20 protein-coding genes and 2 pseudogenes are annotated in these 17,231 nt (G+C 53.2%); 18 read left to right on the top strand and 4 right to left on the bottom strand.

Annotated features, from left to right (window positions below):
• Positions 1-410: 410 nt before the first annotated feature.
• From MKZ35_RS01150 to MKZ35_RS01140, 3 genes are all read left to right on the top strand, one after another.
• The gene (locus tag MKZ35_RS01150) at positions 411-1,181 is read left to right on the top strand and encodes a DUF3891 family protein (RefSeq protein WP_482511395.1); all 771 of its coding nucleotides are present in this window, start codon (positions 411-413) and stop codon (positions 1,179-1,181) included.
• 284 nt (positions 1,182-1,465) lie between these two features.
• A complete protein-coding gene (locus MKZ35_RS01145; RefSeq protein ID WP_482511394.1) occupies positions 1,466-2,257 on the top strand; it encodes an SDR family NAD(P)-dependent oxidoreductase in 792 nt (263 codons plus the stop codon).
• Between the two features lie 109 nt (positions 2,258-2,366).
• Positions 2,367-2,948, top strand: a complete 582-nt coding sequence (locus tag MKZ35_RS01140; RefSeq protein WP_482511393.1) for a hypothetical protein — start codon at positions 2,367-2,369, stop codon at positions 2,946-2,948.
• A gap of 27 nt (positions 2,949-2,975) precedes the next feature.
• On the opposite strand, the pseudogene MKZ35_RS01135 reads toward MKZ35_RS01140, so the two are convergent.
• Positions 2,976-3,745, bottom strand: a pseudogene (locus MKZ35_RS01135) (DUF72 domain-containing protein).
• 673 nt (positions 3,746-4,418) lie between these two features.
• On the opposite strand from MKZ35_RS01135, the gene MKZ35_RS01130 reads away from it, so the two are divergent.
• Positions 4,419-4,934, top strand: coding sequence for a (2Fe-2S)-binding protein (locus MKZ35_RS01130; protein ID WP_482511392.1), 516 nt, complete (start codon positions 4,419-4,421; stop codon positions 4,932-4,934).
• On the opposite strand, the gene MKZ35_RS01125 is transcribed toward MKZ35_RS01130, so the two are convergent.
• Positions 4,876-5,250 (bottom strand): cupin domain-containing protein, encoded by a 375-nt coding sequence (locus MKZ35_RS01125; RefSeq protein WP_482511391.1) that lies wholly within the window; start codon positions 5,248-5,250, stop codon positions 4,876-4,878. The genes MKZ35_RS01130 and MKZ35_RS01125 overlap by 59 nt on opposite strands.
• A 235-nt stretch (positions 5,251-5,485) precedes the next feature.
• On the bottom strand, positions 5,486-5,950 hold the full coding sequence (locus tag MKZ35_RS01120) for a MaoC family dehydratase (protein ID WP_482511390.1): 465 nt from the start codon (positions 5,948-5,950) through the stop codon (positions 5,486-5,488).
• Between the two features lie 323 nt (positions 5,951-6,273).
• Between MKZ35_RS01120 and bla the strand changes: the two genes are divergently transcribed.
• The 10 genes and pseudogenes from bla to MKZ35_RS01070 all read left to right on the top strand — a co-directional run bounded on the left by bla (position 6,274) and on the right by MKZ35_RS01070 (position 12,282).
• Positions 6,274-7,206, top strand: a complete 933-nt coding sequence (gene bla / locus MKZ35_RS01115) for a subclass B3 metallo-beta-lactamase (protein WP_482511389.1) — start codon at positions 6,274-6,276, stop codon at positions 7,204-7,206.
• Positions 7,207-7,289: 83 nt separating this feature from the next.
• Positions 7,290-7,865, top strand: coding sequence for a hypothetical protein (locus tag MKZ35_RS01110; protein WP_482511388.1), 576 nt, complete (start codon positions 7,290-7,292; stop codon positions 7,863-7,865).
• 345 nt (positions 7,866-8,210) lie between these two features.
• Positions 8,211-9,132: pseudogene (locus tag MKZ35_RS01105) on the top strand (DUF808 domain-containing protein).
• Between the two features lie 319 nt (positions 9,133-9,451).
• Positions 9,452-9,724 carry a hypothetical protein gene (locus MKZ35_RS01100; RefSeq protein ID WP_482511387.1) on the top strand — a complete coding sequence of 91 codons (273 nt, stop codon included), beginning with the start codon at positions 9,452-9,454 and terminating at the stop codon, positions 9,722-9,724.
• Positions 9,725-9,812: 88 nt separating this feature from the next.
• On the top strand, positions 9,813-10,052 hold the full coding sequence (locus tag MKZ35_RS01095) for a hypothetical protein (RefSeq protein WP_482511386.1): 240 nt from the start codon (positions 9,813-9,815) through the stop codon (positions 10,050-10,052).
• Positions 10,049-10,294 (top strand): PIN domain-containing protein, encoded by a 246-nt coding sequence (locus tag MKZ35_RS01090; RefSeq protein WP_482511385.1) that lies wholly within the window; start codon positions 10,049-10,051, stop codon positions 10,292-10,294. Before MKZ35_RS01095 ends, MKZ35_RS01090 begins: the two co-directional genes overlap by 4 nt.
• An 18-nt stretch (positions 10,295-10,312) precedes the next feature.
• Complete coding sequence (locus tag MKZ35_RS01085) at positions 10,313-10,645, top strand: PIN domain-containing protein (protein ID WP_482511384.1); 333 nt, start codon at positions 10,313-10,315, stop codon at positions 10,643-10,645.
• 58 nt (positions 10,646-10,703) lie between these two features.
• Positions 10,704-10,946: a hypothetical protein gene (locus MKZ35_RS01080; protein ID WP_482511383.1), complete on the top strand. Its 243-nt coding sequence runs from the start codon at positions 10,704-10,706 to the stop codon at positions 10,944-10,946.
• Positions 10,930-11,262 carry a putative toxin-antitoxin system toxin component, PIN family gene (locus MKZ35_RS01075; protein WP_482511382.1) on the top strand — a complete coding sequence of 111 codons (333 nt, stop codon included), beginning with the start codon at positions 10,930-10,932 and terminating at the stop codon, positions 11,260-11,262. The genes MKZ35_RS01080 and MKZ35_RS01075 overlap by 17 nt, the downstream gene beginning before the upstream one ends.
• Before the next feature lie 297 nt (positions 11,263-11,559).
• Positions 11,560-12,282 (top strand): hypothetical protein, encoded by a 723-nt coding sequence (locus tag MKZ35_RS01070; protein WP_482511381.1) that lies wholly within the window; start codon positions 11,560-11,562, stop codon positions 12,280-12,282.
• Between the two features lie 65 nt (positions 12,283-12,347).
• On the opposite strand, the gene MKZ35_RS01065 is transcribed toward MKZ35_RS01070, so the two are convergent.
• Positions 12,348-13,169 carry a transposase gene (locus MKZ35_RS01065; protein ID WP_482511380.1) on the bottom strand — a complete coding sequence of 274 codons (822 nt, stop codon included), beginning with the start codon at positions 13,167-13,169 and terminating at the stop codon, positions 12,348-12,350.
• A gap of 61 nt (positions 13,170-13,230) precedes the next feature.
• Here MKZ35_RS01065 and MKZ35_RS01060 point away from each other — a divergent pair, with 61 nt between their 5' ends.
• From MKZ35_RS01060 to clpB, 4 genes are all read left to right on the top strand, one after another.
• Complete coding sequence (locus MKZ35_RS01060; protein ID WP_482512242.1) at positions 13,231-13,536, top strand: retropepsin-like aspartic protease; 306 nt, start codon at positions 13,231-13,233, stop codon at positions 13,534-13,536.
• Between the two features lie 186 nt (positions 13,537-13,722).
• Complete coding sequence (locus MKZ35_RS01055; RefSeq protein ID WP_482511379.1) at positions 13,723-13,887, top strand: hypothetical protein; 165 nt, start codon at positions 13,723-13,725, stop codon at positions 13,885-13,887.
• Positions 13,871-14,455, top strand: coding sequence for a hypothetical protein (locus MKZ35_RS01050; protein WP_482511378.1), 585 nt, complete (start codon positions 13,871-13,873; stop codon positions 14,453-14,455). Before MKZ35_RS01055 ends, MKZ35_RS01050 begins: the two co-directional genes overlap by 17 nt.
• 133 nt (positions 14,456-14,588) lie before the next feature.
• On the top strand, positions 14,589-17,204 hold the full coding sequence (gene clpB / locus MKZ35_RS01045; RefSeq protein WP_482511377.1) for an ATP-dependent chaperone ClpB: 2,616 nt from the start codon (positions 14,589-14,591) through the stop codon (positions 17,202-17,204).
• The last annotated feature ends 27 nt before the right edge of the window (positions 17,205-17,231 follow it).

The following is a 17,231-nucleotide window of genomic DNA, read 5'->3' as shown; positions in this document are numbered from 1 at the left end:
GCGACTAACTACACTCTGCGCCCAGGCTTATTATTTTGATAAAGTTTAAGGTTCTAAATATATGGATAATTCCACGCTAGCTTAACCGTAGCCGGGAGTTGGAACTTACAATTGCTTTCCATAAGTCAGTAAAGGCGCCGTAGATAGTTCTCCAGCATCAGGTGGCTAGTCTGCCTATTACTTCAAATGTGAATAAAGATCAAAAAAGCCCCCCAGAAGCATTTCTGGGGGGCTTTTTCTAACGTAATACCAGCCCGAAATTCCGCTGACGGACCACGGTGGCGCTTGCAACCCACCCTATTTCTTTTCTAGCTTACTACTGCGCCCATGTGCTCTGCGGATCTGCGGCCCGGCTGTAAGTGCGGTATGCTTTCTCGCCTTCATCCACCACTAGCGCTTTCTATTAAGCTATGATTGTTCGAGAAACGCCCTCCAGCTTTACCTGCATCTGCCAGCACGACCACGCCCATGTTTCCGGGGTCATGGTGGATCATTGGCTGGGCGTGTATTTTGGCGATGCAGCGCGTCGGGCAGATGTCGTGCTGGCCGTGTACGAGCACGACCGCGGCTGGATGTCGCTGGATGCCAAACCACTGTGGAACGAACAGAAGCAGGCGCCCTTTTCCTTCCGGGATTTCCCGCCCGCGCCCCGCCTTCGTCACTACGAACAGGGCATCACGGAGCTGGAGAACCTTACGCCTTACGCGGGTCTGCTATCCAGCCTGCACTACACTGGGTTTCCTGAGATGGACAAAATCGAGGCGGGCCGGCAGTTCCTAAAGCGCGAGGAAAGCCGTCAGCAGCGGCTAAAGCGGCAGCTGGGCCTCACTTCTTCGTCGCAGCTTACCCTCGACTTCCACGTGCAGCTGCTCAAGTTTCTTGATCGGTTGTCGCTGTACCTGTGCCTGAATGAGCCGGGCGCGACCAAAGAACATGAGCACCCCTGGTACAAAGACGGCATTCCGTTTTCCGACTATTTCGACTTCACCGACCACCAGCTAATTCAAACCAAATGGGTTTCTAAGAGCCAAGTGCAGGTCGCGCCATTTCCCTTCGATGAGGACTTTTGCGTGACGCTGCCCTATAAAGAGCTACGCAAAGATGAGCTTACGGCCGATGGCTTAGCGGAGTGTTATCAGCGTGCTCCTATCCAAAAAATGCGGGTTTGGATTACTGAGTAGCTGCTCCAGTCGGGCCGAAGATAATCGGAGCAAGAGTCGGCGCGTGGGGGGCTTTTTTGCCCGATTCGCCGGGTGAAAGCATAAGTAAGCACTGCGCAAAACTCGTTATCCGCTGCTTTAGGGTAGGCGCTTTGTTCAGGAGGCTTTCGCATACGGTGGGAAGGCCAAAATCATATCCATACTACGCTAGTATATCCTCGACCCAATAAGCCACCTTTCCCAAATTAGTTTGTCTGTTTATCAGTAACTTAAGGTTCAATCATCACCTTTAAACCCTCTCAGTCATGAACGACCAAACCGCTTTGATCACCGGTGCCTCCAGCGGCATTGGTTTTGAGCTGGCCCGGTGCTTCGCCCGCGACGATTATCGCGTTGTGCTGATAGCCCGCCACCTCGATGAGCTAAAGGAGGCTGCCCGCCTGCTTCATCAGGAATTTGAAGGTGTTGACATTATACTGCTGCCCTTCGACCTGAGCAATCCCCAAACTCCTCTAATGATTTTTGAGGAAACGAATAAGCGTGGCCTACAGATTGACGCCCTGGTGAATGATGCCGGCTTTGGCGAAACCGGTTACTTCGTCGATACCGATATGGACACCGAGCTGAACATGATTCAGGTAAATGCGACCTCGCTCGTGCACCTGACCAAGCTGTATCTGCGCGGTATGGTGGAGCGCAACTACGGCCGCATCTTGCAGCTGGGCTCCATTGCCTCCTTCTCGCCCAGCCCCTGCCAGGCCGTATACGCCGCCACCAAGGCCTTCGTGCTCAGCTTTAGCGAGGCCGTGCAGCACGAACTGAAGCAGCAGAAATCGGCCGTCACGATGACCATTCTCTGCCCACCGCCCACCGATACCAACTTCTTCCATGTAGCCCACGCCGAGCATACCCGCGCCGCCAGCCACCCCGCCTCCGCCCGCGAAGTGGCCCAGGGCGGCTACGACGACATGATGGAAGGCGAGGCCCGCTCGCTGCCCACCGTCAGCGCCAAATTCAACTTTTTCTCCAGCCTGGTTCTCCCCGATTCCATGCTGGCCACCCTGATGAACACCCAATTACAAAGTGCCAGACGCTAAACCAATCCTCCGCTGAGAACGCCTCCCAACCAATTCGGCTGGGGGGCGTTTTTATTTGTACCTGACACTCACGCGGGCTTGCCCCATCAATCCTTACTCTTTGCAAATAATGGATACCGATACCCCGCGCGTTTTTTCCGCCGATACGGAAGACGCCTTGTGGCAGCAAGTAACTGCCGATATACAGCAGCAAAGCGAGCTGTTTGAATACGATGTAGAACTGGTGCAGGCAGGCTACCAGATCCGCATGGCCATCGATATTGACCTGGGGGGCGGTTTTGAGGGCGGCTTCGAAACCACGGCCTTTACTGCTCTGGTTCCCAACCATAGGCCCCTGCGCTTTTCCATGCACGAGCAGGACTGGGTGCATGAGATTGGGAAGCTGCTCGGCCTCACCGACATAGAGCTCGGCGACCCGGAGCTGGATGCCACCTTCATTACCACCACCAATAGCGCCGATGCGCTCCGCGACCTGCTGCTCTCCGACCCCGAGCTACGCCAAACCCTGCTGCACCACCCTACTGCGCGCCTTGCCCTGGCTCCCACCTCCGAAAGCCCCGCCGCCGAAGTTTATCTGATGTTTACCAAAGACGCCGCTATTGTAGATCCGGCCCAGCTACGGGAAGTATATCATCTTATGCTCAGCCTGCTGCAGAAGATAGCGCCTGCTACGGCTTTGCCATTTTTATAAGGGCTGACTATGCTGCTACGGCACTTTTTAACTATTTGTAAGCGCCACGCTTGCGCTGATTGCAGGCTGTGCGCCTAGTATTTTTTGCAGCTGCTGCGCATTTAACACCCCAGCCCCACCGATGCCATTGTTGAAGTAGATATAGGCTTCTTTTACCATCGGCTGCGCCCGAATTTCCTGGGCCACGCGCTGCAAAAAGGCGTCGTCGTAGGCCGAGGTATAGAGCACCGGCACGCCATGAAAGCGGTAATATACCTGCGGCGTGTTCACTATCACCTCATCGGGCAGGGCGGCCGGGTAGCTTTGGCCACAAAACGTGATGCCGTGCCGCGTCAGCTCCCGCAGGATTTCGCCTTCCCACCAGCTCGGGTGCCGAAACTCCACCACATTATGAAAATCAGGGTCGAGCTGCTCCAGGATGCGGCCCAGCAGCTCCTCGGTGTAAGCGGCTTTGGGGGGCAATTGAAACAGAATGGGGCCCAGCTTCTCGCCTAAGCCTTCGCGCACCGTGCCGTAGAAGTCGGCCAGCACGGGTGCAGCTTCGGCGTTGAACTTCTTGTAGTGCGTAACGATGCGGGGGCTTTTACGGCCAACCGGAAATCCGCCGGGCTCTGCGTATACCAGGTCTCGAACACTTTCAGCTCCGGCATGCGGTAGAAGGTTACGTTTACCTCCAGCGTATTAAACTGGGTGCAGTAATATGCAAACCACTTGCGCGGCGGCAGGCCTTCGGGATACAAAATGCCTTTCCAGTCGCGGTAGGAAAAGCCGGAGCAGCCAATGTAGTACGTAGGCATAGCAAACGGATGGAATGAAGTTGGCTTGTACGTGATTTTTGGTTTGCTACCCGTCTTTTTCCCAACAGATCATACGCTCGCGTTTCTAACAGACTCTTCTGCAGCTTCAGTGTTACGCACCTGTTCAGCTTTGCCGACGAGCTAAACCTGGGGGGCTTTTTCATTGAAAAATACCCAGCCATTTGCCGGCCCACCCCGTAAAACTCACGGTTAAACCAAGCAATGTCAGCGTGTGCTTAAAGCATTTCCTGACGCCGTCAAGCAACTGCAGAATATAGTGCATCAGTTGCTGCCCTACCGAGAAGCTGTTTGAATTAGCCATTAAAGATCAGAACGGGTAGAGACGCAAGAGTTGGAGTCTTGTCGTTAGCTCCGCTGACCTTTGGGTGCTGAGGTTGCTCTACCTAAATAACGTAGTTTCGGTTATTGAATAAGGAGACTCCAACTCTTGCGTCTCTACCCGTTCTACTCAACCAGCTACTTCGTTATTGGCGTCCTTGGTTTATACACAGCCATTCACCAACTCTCAGCCTGCTAACCTCTGCGCTGAGTTGTTAACCTGACCGACCACGTCATGGCAGCCGATAAACCGGAAACCAACCCCGCTGAACCGGGTTTTTCTCCTAATGAGGCTCGGCGTACCTTTCTCAACTAGTCCTCCCTGCTCACGGCCATGGCGCTCACGCCCGGCCCCATTGTGCAGGCTGCCGCGGCGCAGTTTGACGAAAAAGTAGCCGGCGCCTTCGACAAGGTACCCCTGAAGCTGGATGTGAACGGCGTGCGGCATAAGCTCCCGGTGGAGCCGCGCACCACTCTGCGCGACCTGCTGCGCGAACAGCTCCACCTCACCGGCACCAAGAAAGGCTGCGATTATGGACAGTGCGGCGCCTGCACCGTCCACGTCGATGGGCAACGCATCGACAGCTGCTTAACGCTGGCCGTGATGCAGGAAGGTCGCAAAATCACGACCATTGAGGGCTTGGCCAACGGTGACAACCTGCTCCCTATGCAGGAAGCACTTCTGAAGCATGACGGTTTTCAGTGCGGCTATTGCACGCCCGGCCAGATTATGTCGGCGGTGGCTTGCGTACGCGAGGGCCACGCCAATTCGGAGGGGAGATTCAGGAGCCTTAGCTTCGTTTCAGGCCCATACGCTCCACTGTTTCGCCTTCAAAATCAAATTGAATAAGAATTGCGGGCTCCTCGCCCACTACCCAACCGTCGTGGCCTGGCGCAATAGCTACAATCTGGGGGGCGATATATTCTTCCGTTTCTCCATCGCGGTACTGAATAGCAAGGCGGCCCGCCGCCAGAAAGCCGACGTGAGCATGCTCGCATAGCTCCGTCCCAATCACCGGCTTCACATCCTTGGACCACCGGAAACCAATCGGATACACCAGCCGCTTCACGCGCGAATTGCCGGTGCGTACTACGTCAACCTGCACGCCGCCGATTTCATGGTGCTCAGCGTTTTTCAGGGGGCCTAATAATGTGTCAGTATTCATTGGATCAGGGAAAAACACGGGAGAGGAAACGCGAGAGCCTACTTAAATATAGTAAATTCTTAGCATTGCTTGGTGCTACTTATCTGCCTTGACTTTGCTTCTGATTTATCCTATACAAGGCGTGCTATGTCTTGCTTCCGCCGGTAGTCTGGGGGCTTTTTTTCATCAAATCCTTCCATTTGATGAGCTCAGCGCACGCTTGGCATGTAAGCAGGGTCGCCCTATTCCTAGTATTTTACTGCTCTTGGAAATGATACAGAAAGGTAATTACCCCCGTGTACGCGGGCTTTTTTGAATCCAGAATTTCCAGCGCAACCTGCAGCCGCGCTTTGGCAATGCCGCGCAGATTAGCCACCGAAAGCAGCGTAGCGCGCAGGCGCACCTGGCTATTCACGGTCACGGCCTGGTTGAAGCGCAGCTGCTCGATTTCGTAGTTGACCTGCATTTTCAAGTTCTCGATAGCCACGATCTGCTGCCACAGGTACGGCAGTAGTGCCACCGTGAGGTAGCCGTGAGCAATGGTGGTTTTAAATGGCGACTCTGCCAGCGCCCGCTCGGGGTCCACATGAATCCATTGGTGGTCCAGCGTGGCGGCGGCAAACTGGTTAATCTGCTCCTGGGTGACCGTGTGGTAGGCCGAGACGCCCATTTCCTGCCCTACGAGGCTTTCTAATTCAACTAAGCTGGTAATGGTGCGCATAGACTACGGGTGAGCTACGAAAGACTGTGAAAGCCCAAACATACACGTTGAGCGGCGGTAATCATGGACTTTCAGCTATGGCCCGCGCCTGCTGGGGCGCGAGGCCCTGTACTTCTAGGTGCAAAGCGGCGAACGGTGGGCGCTACGCGGCTCCGGAACTGAGGGCGGAACAGACCATCCGGCTGCAGTAGCTACTCTGTAGCTCCATGAGCGAAAAGGACAAGATTTATTTGACTTTGCTTGTTTACTTTGAAAAACAAAGTACTTTTGAAGACGTAACAATGCAGGCTGAACATTACCAAAGAATTCGTAGGGTTGTTTCCATGAGTAGCACAGAAAGCACCAAACCCGGGAAGAACCGCAAGTGGCAGATTCTAGCCGGTATTACAGCTATTCTTACTGTGGGTGCCCTGCTGGTTGTTACGAAGTGGAAATCCGCCATCAACAACGGCGGACAGCTGCCCCGGCAACCGTTTCGCATTTCGGGCAACCTCTACTACGTCGGCGCCCGCGACGTAACGTCCTTTTTACTCACCGGCCTCAAGGGTCACGTGCTGATTGATGGCGGCTACCCCGGAACCGCCCCCATGATTCTGAAGAACATTGCTACCCTCGGATTTCACATCACGGATGTAAAAATTCTGCTCAACTCACATGCCCACTTTGACCATGCCGGTGGCCTGGCGGCCCTGCAGCAAGCATCCGGTGCGCAGTTGTGGATAAGTGAAGGAGATGCCAACATGATTTCGTCGGGAGGGGTCAGCTACCGAAATATGGCTCCGGTGAACTGGCTGGTGTACCTAGGCCTCATCAAATACCCTGCGCCCCGCGTGGACCACCAGTTCAAGGACGGCGCTCAGATCAGCCTGGGGCCTATTCAACTCACTGCGCATGTTACGGCAGGCCACACGCCGGGCTGCACCACCTGGGCGTTTCCGGTCCGCGACGGCAACCAAGAGTTGCTGGCAGTTAGCGTTGGGAGCCTATCGTTGCCCATGCCCACCTCCATGTTTAATTGGAATTACGATGCGACTCTGCGCCGCGAGCTGGAGCGCAGCTTTGCAACGCTCCGGAGCCTTCCAGCCGACATCTATCTCTCCTCCCATGCGCGGCCGTTTAGCCTGAAGCGCAAGTTTGAGGAACGCACCACAGCAAAAGACCCAGTGACCCCATTTATTGATCGGGAAGGGTATCTGGAGGACATTAATAAGGCAGAAGGAGCCTTTCGCAAAGCACTTCAGGAGCAGCAGAAGTAACCGCCTACCTTTTCGGCAGCACAGCATCTATACCACTAGCAACAGAGCTTTTCATTCATCCTTGAACCCAAAACCCAATTGTCATGACACTCACCAAAAGCATTTCTCTCGTTGCGCTTGCTACGGCGCTCCTGTTGCTCATACCCTTGACGGCCAAGCTGGTCATGGCTGATATGCTCTGGACCGTGGGCGATTTTGTTGCCGCTGGCATCCTGCTATTCGGCGCGGGCCTCACGTTTGTCCTGATTGCGCGGATGGGGGACAATACCACCTATCGACTGGCCGCTGGCTTAGCGGTGGGAGCCGGACTCATGCTCGTGTGGGCGAATCTGGCCGTAGGGCTCGTCGGTAGCGAAGACAACCCCGCCAACCTGCTGTGTGGTGCGGTGCTGGCCGTCGCCATCATCGGGGCCATAGCTGCGCGCTTCCGGCCACTAGGCATGTCCAACGCCATGTTCGCCGCGTCGCTTACCTATGTGGTGATTACCGTAATAGCCTTATTCATCTGGAAGCCCTCGGCTGAGGTTACAGAACCTTCCGTGCTTAGGATTAATGAAATAGCTGCAAATGCGCTCTTCGCCGCAGTGTGGGCCGGTGCGGGTTGGCTGTTTCGGCGCGCCAGCGCTACAGGCTCCAATCAGAACCGACAGCTGGCGTAGCGGGGTGTAGAGGCACGAAACTGCACACAATAGCAACTGACCGTGTAACAGTTGACGAATTTATAAACCATGGAATTGTCTTTTAAGAATTGATAGACAAGTAATTAAAGGTTCATAGCTACATAAAAACAAGCAACGCCCCGCAACCACACAGGTTCCAGGGCGTTGTTGCTTGCTACACGGCTAGGCATGAGCTACATGCTCGCACCAGTTGGGGGCACGGTGCTGCGTAGCCAGGGCAAGTCATGTACCGTTAGCCAAATCGCTATAACTTGCTGGCAAGCTGAGCAAAGCAAAAACGCATAACCATCTAAGAACGAGAATCAAGTAACGAACACATAGAATATGGCCTCAGGTTTTTTTGCGCTACTGGATGATATTTCCGCTTTAGTAAAGGTAAGCGCCGCTAGTTTAGATGATGTGCCTGCCCAGGTAGCCAAAACCACCGGTAAAGTGTCCGGCATTGTCATCGACGACACGGCGGTTACGCCCAAGTATGTCGTGGGCCTCGACCCATCCCGTGAGCTTTCTATCATTTACCAGATAGCAAAGAAATCACTGATCAATAAAATACTCATTTTGAGTCCGGCGGCCTTACTGCTGGGGTATTTCGCTCCCTGGGCTATTACGCCCATTTTGATGTTGGGGGGCTTATTTATGCTTCGAAGGGTATGAAAAGGTGCACTCCATGTTTAGCAAGCCCCCCGACGTGCCGGTTGAAAGCGAGCAGTTGAAAGTGATTACGCCGGAGGAGCTGGAACAGCAGCGGGTGGCGGGGGCCGTTCGCACCGATATTATCCTGTCAGCCGAAATCATGGCCATTGCCTATAGCCAGGTGGCCGACCAGCCGATAGTAAACCAGATTGTCGTAATGCTGGCCGTGGCCGTTTTTATCACCGTGGCAGTATATGGCTTTGTGGGCTTAATTGTGAAAGCCGACGATATAGGGGTACACCTGGCCCAGGACAAATACCACCCCGCTGCTCAAAAATTGGGGCGCGGTATCGTGAAATTTATGCCGCACTTCCTGAGTATCTTAAGCTACGTGGGTACGGCCGCCATGCTGTGGGTAGGGGCCGAAATCATAGCCCACGGCATTCCGTTTACCAGTCATTTACTGGACGATCTGGATGAGGCTTTAGCTCACATACCGGTTGTGGCCTGGCTTGCCAAGGCGCTGGCCTGTGCGGTTGCCGGGTTAATGATTGGTTTTGTGGTTGAAAAAATAGTGCTGCTATTCAAGAAGGTATTCAGCAAGCAAAAATAAGCCGCAAATAACCCATCCGGTGGAGGTATAACTTGGTACGAGCTACAAGCTCGCGCCGGTTAGGGTAGTGGCATTGGCTCATACATTCTAGCTGTTCCCTGCAAGACAAAAAAAGCCCCCCAGCGTCCACCACAACTGCGGCTGAAGGTGTTCGGAGAAACTCAGGTTGTAGTTGTAGAGTTATCAACTCATGTTACGCACGACTTGCTGCTGCGCTTCAAAAAGCGGCTTTTGCTACGCTCAGAAACAGCCTTACCGACTAATGGATGCAGTTGCTGCGTAACATCAGTTATCAAGCCTACATCCTATCTTCAAGAGTATGAAACTCGCCCTCGAACTGGAATTTCCCGACGATCAAGCCGCCCGTGTGCTACGGCTGCTCCAAAGCGTGCCCGATGTTACGGCCCGCATCCTATCACATCCCGCGTCGGCTGGTGCCACTACTAACAAAGAGGCTGATCCTTCTGCGGAGGAACAAACCCGATTGCTTCATGAGGTATTTGGCTCGTGGAAATCCGAGGAAAGCGGAGATGAAATGGTGCGCCGCATCTATGCCGACCGCCAAGACCAGCCCCGCGCAGTAGACCTATGAGCCGCCACCTGTAGCGAAACGCAGGACTCATCGTAACTTAGCTAACGAGGCGCAGCCTTTTCCTATCACAGTTGTAGTCCAGTTAATTATGCCCACTACCATCGTATTAGAGCCAACCAACGATTCTGACCTGCATTTGCTGCTAAGTCTGGCGCAGCGACTGGGGGTAAAAGCCACGGCTTCGCCGGCAGCTAAAGTATCACTGGACGAGAGGGAGCGGCGTTTTATGGCTCTGTTCGGCTCTTGGCCATCCGATGAGACCGGCGACGAAATAAATCAGCGTCTGCGGGAATCCCGCCAAAGCAACCGCCCCGATATCGAGCTATGAACGCTGGCTATCTGCTCGACACCAACATCTGCGTCCATTTTCTGCGGGGAGAGCATCAGCTTGATACGAAGCTGGCTACGGTTGGCTTGGCGCAATGCTTCGTGTCCGAGATAACCATTGCGGAGCTGCTCTTTGGCGCAGCTAACAGTTCCCCGGTCTGGCAGACTCGGCAGCACCGACAGGTAGCAGAATTCCGGGAGCTGTTTGCCGAGCAAGTATTGCCTATTGGCCCCACCCTCTAACTATTCGCTGACCAGAAAGTGCACCTGCGGCGAATCGGCCGCCGCATTGATGATTTTGACATTCTTATCGGCTGCACGGCCCTAGCGCACAGCCTCACGTTAGTCACCCGCAACACCCGCCACTTCGCCGAGTTGAGCGGCATTCAGTTAGAGAACTGGATTGATAAGGAAGAGGATGCGGTATCGGCTGACGATATTGCTTGGTATCAGTATCTTGTTCCCGTTAGCCGCGCCGCTAGCCGCCGGGCTGGTTCTTGCGTAGCTTGTCGCTGCGCGCCGGTGGAGGTGCAACGTACACCCTTTCTGGTCACGAGCTGCAAGCTCGCGCTAGGTGGGGGAAAACTGAACTGAGCAAATTGTGTCTTCGTTACTTTGGTTGCCTTGATTGTATACTATATCCTCACAGCTTATGGCCTCCGTTTCAAACTCCTCTGGCAACTTCCGGGAAATAGCGGATGCCGTACTACATTGCACGCCGCAGCAGCAGGCACTCTTAGCAAACCGCATCCAGCGAAACCTAAGTTCGTTGGCCGATGCTACTAGCCAGAAGGTACACGACCGAGTGCGTCAGGCTCCTACGGCACTAACCGACGAAGACATTGCCCGCGAAGTAGAAACCGTACGTGCCGCGCGTTATGCCCGCCGCAAGTAAGCAGCGGGTCATTATCGACACTAACTCCTGGATAAGCCGCTTTATCCTGCCTGGTAGCCTTACTGGTCAGCGAGTGAAGCGGCTTTCTGCTGCGAAGGACTTGGAGCTGGTTTTTAGTCAGGAGCTGAAAGACGAAATCCGTCAAGTTATGCAGCGGCCTAAGTTCCGCAAGTATCTTACACCTGCTGATCTGGAAATATACCGCGCTTATCTCGATGCTTTCCCAACAACGCCGGTTACGTCGGCCGTCACGCTGTGCCGCGATGCGAAGGATAACTTTCTACTCAATCTCGCCCTCGACAGCCAAGCTGATTAGCTACTCACCGGCGACGAGGATTTGCTGGTACTAGGCAGCATTCGTAAAACCCGTATCCTGACGCTGGCAGGGTTTGTGGAGGAAATACAGCTTGGTTAAGTAGCCACCAAATTCACTGCTTCCCATTCTGGCTCCCTCTATTGGCCGCACCACTTGCAGCCGGGCTGTTTCCTGCGTAGCTTGTCGCTGCGTGCCAACGGAGGTACAACCTCCACCGCATGGCTGGTCACGAGCTACAAGCTCGCGCCAGTTGGGGGGCGAGTTAGAGCATTTAAATTTCACACTGTCTTTTTTAATATGAGAAATATTATTATTATAACATTAATATATGCTTTTCAAATATTTCCAAGCGCTGCACAAAGCAAGAAGTTCGATCAATCTGCTGTCAATAAGACAAAAAATCTCCTCAAAGAACACCATACAACAATGTATTCTAGTCAAGTAGAGGACATATGGTTTGAATGTGCATCAATTGAATTATTAACTTGGTACACTAATGCAAACAGTGTTGATAAAAAAGCCTTTGAAAATGCCAACGGTGACCACCCCATGATTGATCAGAAGCTAAAAGAGTGTCTTAGCTCTACTCTTATACAAATATCTGCAATTAATAAAGGGCCTAACAAGATTGAAGTCTTTGAAAAAGAATCTTTGAAGAAGGCTATGCTTGCAAGTATGGATACAGTAGCGCTTGCAAAAATGGATATAGACATAAATGTAGCACTGGAGTGTATATATGATAAGATAAAATACATCAACCCTGGTGAAAAGGAGTTTGCAGAAGTAAAGGACCCTAATGGCTTCTACGCGAAGAATGTCCTTCTACCGTGTGTTACATCCGCCAAGAAGTCCCAAACAGATAGCAAAGTGTTTAGCAGATCGAATAATATACTCGGTAGTGTAGACGGACCTACAGACCCCTCTAGAATTCAGACTTTAACTCTCGAAAATCAACTCCAAGCTATTGGAATAAGAATGGCAGAGAAGAATTATTATTTTATTAGAGTTTTTATTATTTGATAATCAGCAGATTGAGCAGATATTCTTGAAATGTGCTACTTCGGCGCACAAAGCGAAGGCATCGGTTAGCTTTTCCTTTTTCTCATCCGGTTGGTTGTACGAAGCACGAAAAACGATTTGAGTCGTGCAATGACATTCTCCACCACGACGCGAAGTGGAGCCAACACCTGATTAATAAGACGTTCGAGTGGCGTGAGTGGATGATTTTTTCGCGCCTTAAAAGGAATAAAAACATACTTGCAGTTAATAAATTTTTTAATACCCACAAAGCCTGCATCCACATGAATCCGATAGTTTTTTAAGGTTATATGTGCGAAAATTTCTTTGAAAATAGTGAAGTCATGCGTTCGGCCACTATAGGCTTTGCTGATCCACAACAGCCGGCCGCTGAGCGAGCAGATGAGCAACCATTTCAGGGTGTGCCTTTTTTTACCACTATAAAATTCCTCCTGAAGCTGCTGATTAGCAGCCCGTTCAATCGGAACTTCGGTTACGTCAATGACTAAATCGTCGATACCCGCGAAGAGGTCGTCAAATTGCGTCTGCTTGGTAAATAAAACGCGTTGTGTCAGGCCTTGTGCTTGCAAAGCTGCTTTTAAACACGGTTTTAGTCGCTCTAAATACTGGCTCACCGCAAATTCAGAAAAGCCGAAGTAGATGGCCATATTATGCAGCGTGGGATAGGCTTTATAGTAGTGCAGAATAAAAAATAAGGCTTCGCGTGTATCGGTTAAAACCGGGTTTGATTTTAGGTAGGGTTGCGGGATTTTGGGTTCATAAAAAGGCGCGAATAGCTCGTAAAGCTGGTCGAACTGAACTTGAGTTAGCCCGGTTGCCGCTTTGTATTGGTTGTCCGTTCGCAGGTTGTGGTAGATGCTGAAAGCCATACAAAAATGAAAAGAACTGTTAATGCCCACAAGCTACTGATTATCAAATAATAAAAAATCTATTATTGACACAGGAGCTAGTTGGACAATTATTTCGGATAATGAGGAAAGAGAATTATTATTAGAAGGATTGATTACTAAATTAAGCTATTTACCTCCAGTTAGTATTACCCTTGCAGATGGTAGAAAGATATTGGCAAGAAGATTTTTATTAAGAAATATTATTTTAGGCAATTACTCTATTCCAAATACTGAAGTATGTGTTGTTCCTGATGCACCGTACTTGTTATTAGGAAAGAGCTTTCTCAATAAGTTCAGTCAATGGAGCTTTGACAACAAAACACAGGAGCTAATATTAAAGAAATAAATATGCTATATATAGCTAAAATATCAACAAATAATTGCTCACACCCCCGCAGTCACTCGGCTGCGCCGAGTGACTGCGGGGGTGTGAGCAGCTACGCTGCGAATACGCCCGCACTGCCAATACGAACCACCTGCTGAACCTTTTACCGTACCTTCGCAGTAATACAGCTATTAACTCCGCTGCATTATGGGTACCACCGACAATACTCCCAAGCCAACCAATAGCATCAAGCTCACTAAAGAGCAGCGCTTGGCCCAGGCCCGCGAATACGCCAAACGCTTTACCTTCGATACGCTGAGTGAGGAAGAATTGAAACGCCTGCGTCGCAACGCTTATGCCTACCTCATTTGAGCCGCGCCTACCCGGCGAAGGCTACTCGTTTATTTACCGCAAAGGGCCGTCCCATCAGGATGGCCCTTTGGTTTGCACGCATTTTTATACGTTTCGAACCCGCAAGAACCGTCGCTACGTGGTGGAGGCCGAGCAGTATCAGCATCATGTGTATGTGCTAAAGTTCTACCCCTTATCCCTCAAGCATTCTCCTAACCGCTTCAAACTCCTGGTACACGATGGCGACGCTTTTCGTATCCTGAGCACCTGCTTGCGGGTGTTTGCTGATATCATACGCCGCGACCCGCTGGCGTCGGCCGGTTTCGTTGGGGAGGCGTTGGCAGGTGAGGACATAGCACGCACGAAACGCTTCCGAGTATACTTCCAGTCCGTAGTGACTTTTGTGAGCACTACATCGTTTCGGCACCGTCCAATGCCTGAAATCAGCGCGTATTTCCTGGAAAATAAAACGAACCTGGAACCCGACCTGCTACCCCAGGTGGAACAGATGTTTCGGGAGCTATACATTATTCCACAAGCACTTGATCAGCCGAAACCGGATGCATTAGGGGACAACGAGACCAACTGAAATTTAGTCTGCTTTCGTTGAAAACGTCTCATTAAAACCCGCCAAAACGTCAGCCTAACCTCTTCTGCACCCCGTTTGCTACGCCTCTCGTAGAACTTCTTAACCCGAAGCAACTACTAAAGACCTAGCAGCCATGAACTTTAATAACTATACGATCAAGGCCCAGGAGGCCGTGCAGAAGGCCACTGAAATTGCCGGGGGCAATCAGCAGCAGGCCATCGAGACGGGCCACCTGCTGCTCGGTCTCTTCCAGAGCGACGAGAATGTGCTGTCGTTTCTGGCCAAGAAGCTGGGCGTGAACCTGAATATTCTTACGCCCCGGCTTGATGCGTTGGTGGCGGCTTATCCGAAAGTAAGCGGCGGCTCACCATATATAGCGAATGATGCCAATGCGGCTTTGCAGCGGGCTACCGGCTTCCTCAAGGAGTTTGAGGATGAGTACGTGTCGGTGGAGCACCTGCTGCTGGGGCTGCTGGGGGGCAAAGATGCCGTAGCTACCCTGATGAAGGATGCCGGCTTCAATGAAAAAGACCTGAAAGCTGCCATCAAGGAGCTGCGCGGGGGCCGCAAGGTGACCAGCCAGACCGCCGAGGACCAGTACCAGAGCCTCAACCGCTACTCCCGCAACCTCAACGAGCAGGTGCGCACCGGCAAGATGGACCCGGTGATTGGCCGCGACGAGGAAATCCGGCGGGTGCTCCAGATTCTGTCGCGCCGCACCAAGAACAACCCCGTGCTGCTGGGTGAGCCGGGCGTAGGCAAAACCGCCATTGTGGAGGGCCTGGCCCAGCGCATTGTGGCCGGCGACGTGCCCGAAAACCTCAAGGATAAGATCATCATGTCGCTGGACATGGGCTTGCTCATTGCGGGGGCCAAATACAAGGGCGAGTTTGAGGAGCGCCTCAAGTCCGTCATCAAGGAAGTAACCGACTCCGACGGCCAGATCATCCTGTTCATCGACGAGATGCACACGCTGATTGGGGCCGGCGCGGGCGGCGAAGGCGCGATGGACGCGGCCAACCTGCTCAAGCCTGCCTTGGCGCGGGGCGAGCTGCACGCCATCGGCGCTACTACGCTCAAGGAGTACCAGAAATACATTGAGAAGGATAAGGCCCTGGAGCGTCGTTTCCAGGCCGTGATGGTGGATGAGCCCAGCATTGAGGACGCCATCAGTATCATGCGCGGTATCAAGGAGAAGTACGAGCTGCACCACGGCGTGCGCATCACCGACGATGCCGTCATTGCCGCCGTGGAGCTGAGCAGCCGCTACATCACCGACCGTTTCCTGCCCGACAAAGCCATCGACCTGATGGATGAAGCGGCCGCCAAGCTGCGCATTGAGCTAAACTCCATGCCCGTGGAGCTGGACGAAGTGCAGCGCCGCATTATGCAGCTGGAAATCGAGCGGGAAGCCATCCGCCGCGAGGAAAACCACGACCGGGAAAACGTGCTTACGAAAGACCTCAGCGAGCTGACCGCCAAGCGGGACACGTTGAAAGCGCAGTGGGAAAACGAGAAGTCGGCGTTGACCAGCATTCAAACCGAGAAAGAAAACATTGAGCGCTTTAAGGTGGAGGCCGAGCAGGCCGAGCGCCTGGGCGACTACGGCCGCGTGGCGGAGCTGCGCTACGGCAAGATTCAGGAAGCCGAGGCCAAGCTCAAGGCCTTGCAGGATGAGGCCAACGCTAATAAAGATGGTGGCTCGATGCTGCAGGAAGTGGTAACCCACGAGGATATTGCCGAAGTAGTAGCCAAGTGGACCGGTATTCCGGTGAGCAAGATGCTGCAATCGGACCGCGAGAAGCTGCTGAACCTGGAACAAGAGTTGGGCAAGCGCGTGGCGGGCCAGAGCGAGGCCATTGCGGCTATTTCGGATGCCGTGCGCCGTTCGCGGGCTGGTTTGCAGGACCCCAAGCGGCCGATTGGCTCATTCATTTTCCTGGGCACGACCGGCGTGGGTAAAACCGAGCTGGCGAAGGCTCTGGCCGAATACCTGTTCAACGACGAAAACTCGATGGTGCGCATTGATATGAGCGAGTACCAGGAGCGCCACGCCGTGTCGCGCCTCATCGGGGCACCTCCCGGCTACGTGGGCTACGACGAGGGCGGGCAGCTCACGGAGGCCGTGCGCCGCAAGCCGTACTCGGTGATTCTGCTCGACGAGATTGAGAAGGCGCATGCTGACGTGTTCAACATCCTGCTGCAAGTGCTGGATGATGGTCGCCTCACCGACAACAAAGGCCGGGTGGCCAACTTCAAGAACACCATCATCATCATGACCTCCAACACGGGCGCCGACCTCATTCAGCGCAATTTCAAGGAGCTGAATGAGTACAACCACGACGAAGTGGTGGACCGCACCCGTGAGGAAGTAATTGAGCGTCTGCGCCAGCACATGCGCCCCGAGTTCCTGAACCGCATCGACGAAATCGTGATGTTCCAGCCGCTGAAGCGCAAGGAAATCCGCCGCATCGTGGACATCCAGTTCAAGCAGATTCAGCAACGCCTGAACGAGGCCGGCATCCGGTTGGAAGCCACCAACGACGTGCTCGATTTCCTCGGCGAGCAGGGCTTCGACCCGCAGTTTGGGGCGCGGCCGCTCAAGCGCGTGTTGCAGCGCCTGGTGCTGAATGAGCTGTCGAAAGACATCCTCTCGGGTCGCGTGAGCAAAGACGCTGTGGTAGAAGCGGTGCTGGAAGACGGGCACATTCATTTCAACAACGTGAACGTGGAGATTCCGGGCGTGTGAGTACATTTGGTTTGAGTGCAAAAAAGC

This window comes from Hymenobacter sp. R533113, from assembly GCF_056835965.1.
This window is presented reverse-complemented; position numbering and strand designations above follow the sequence as displayed.

What these genes read in the sequence shown, in the direction of transcription:
- MKZ35_RS01150 (WP_482511395.1), top strand. Translation starts at nt 411, where the DNA reads ATGATTGTTCGAGAAACGCCCTCCAGCTTTACCTGCATCTGCCAGCAC.
- MKZ35_RS01145 (WP_482511394.1), top strand. Translation starts at nt 1,466, where the DNA reads ATGAACGACCAAACCGCTTTGATCACCGGTGCCTCCAGCGGCATTGGT.
- MKZ35_RS01140 (WP_482511393.1), top strand. Translation starts at nt 2,367, where the DNA reads ATGGATACCGATACCCCGCGCGTTTTTTCCGCCGATACGGAAGACGCC.
- MKZ35_RS01130 (WP_482511392.1), top strand. Translation starts at nt 4,419, where the DNA reads ATGGCGCTCACGCCCGGCCCCATTGTGCAGGCTGCCGCGGCGCAGTTT.
- MKZ35_RS01125 (WP_482511391.1), bottom strand. Translation starts at nt 5,250, where the DNA reads ATGAATACTGACACATTATTAGGCCCCCTGAAAAACGCTGAGCACCAT.
- MKZ35_RS01120 (WP_482511390.1), bottom strand. Translation starts at nt 5,950, where the DNA reads ATGCGCACCATTACCAGCTTAGTTGAATTAGAAAGCCTCGTAGGGCAG.
- bla (WP_482511389.1), top strand. Translation starts at nt 6,274, where the DNA reads ATGAGTAGCACAGAAAGCACCAAACCCGGGAAGAACCGCAAGTGGCAG.
- MKZ35_RS01110 (WP_482511388.1), top strand. Translation starts at nt 7,290, where the DNA reads ATGACACTCACCAAAAGCATTTCTCTCGTTGCGCTTGCTACGGCGCTC.
- MKZ35_RS01100 (WP_482511387.1), top strand. Translation starts at nt 9,452, where the DNA reads ATGAAACTCGCCCTCGAACTGGAATTTCCCGACGATCAAGCCGCCCGT.
- MKZ35_RS01095 (WP_482511386.1), top strand. Translation starts at nt 9,813, where the DNA reads ATGCCCACTACCATCGTATTAGAGCCAACCAACGATTCTGACCTGCAT.
- MKZ35_RS01090 (WP_482511385.1), top strand. Translation starts at nt 10,049, where the DNA reads ATGAACGCTGGCTATCTGCTCGACACCAACATCTGCGTCCATTTTCTG.
- MKZ35_RS01080 (WP_482511383.1), top strand. Translation starts at nt 10,704, where the DNA reads ATGGCCTCCGTTTCAAACTCCTCTGGCAACTTCCGGGAAATAGCGGAT.
- MKZ35_RS01075 (WP_482511382.1), top strand. Translation starts at nt 10,930, where the DNA reads ATGCCCGCCGCAAGTAAGCAGCGGGTCATTATCGACACTAACTCCTGG.
- MKZ35_RS01070 (WP_482511381.1), top strand. Translation starts at nt 11,560, where the DNA reads ATGAGAAATATTATTATTATAACATTAATATATGCTTTTCAAATATTT.
- MKZ35_RS01065 (WP_482511380.1), bottom strand. Translation starts at nt 13,169, where the DNA reads ATGGCTTTCAGCATCTACCACAACCTGCGAACGGACAACCAATACAAA.
- MKZ35_RS01055 (WP_482511379.1), top strand. Translation starts at nt 13,723, where the DNA reads ATGGGTACCACCGACAATACTCCCAAGCCAACCAATAGCATCAAGCTC.
- MKZ35_RS01050 (WP_482511378.1), top strand. Translation starts at nt 13,871, where the DNA reads ATGCCTACCTCATTTGAGCCGCGCCTACCCGGCGAAGGCTACTCGTTT.
- clpB (WP_482511377.1), top strand. Translation starts at nt 14,589, where the DNA reads ATGAACTTTAATAACTATACGATCAAGGCCCAGGAGGCCGTGCAGAAG.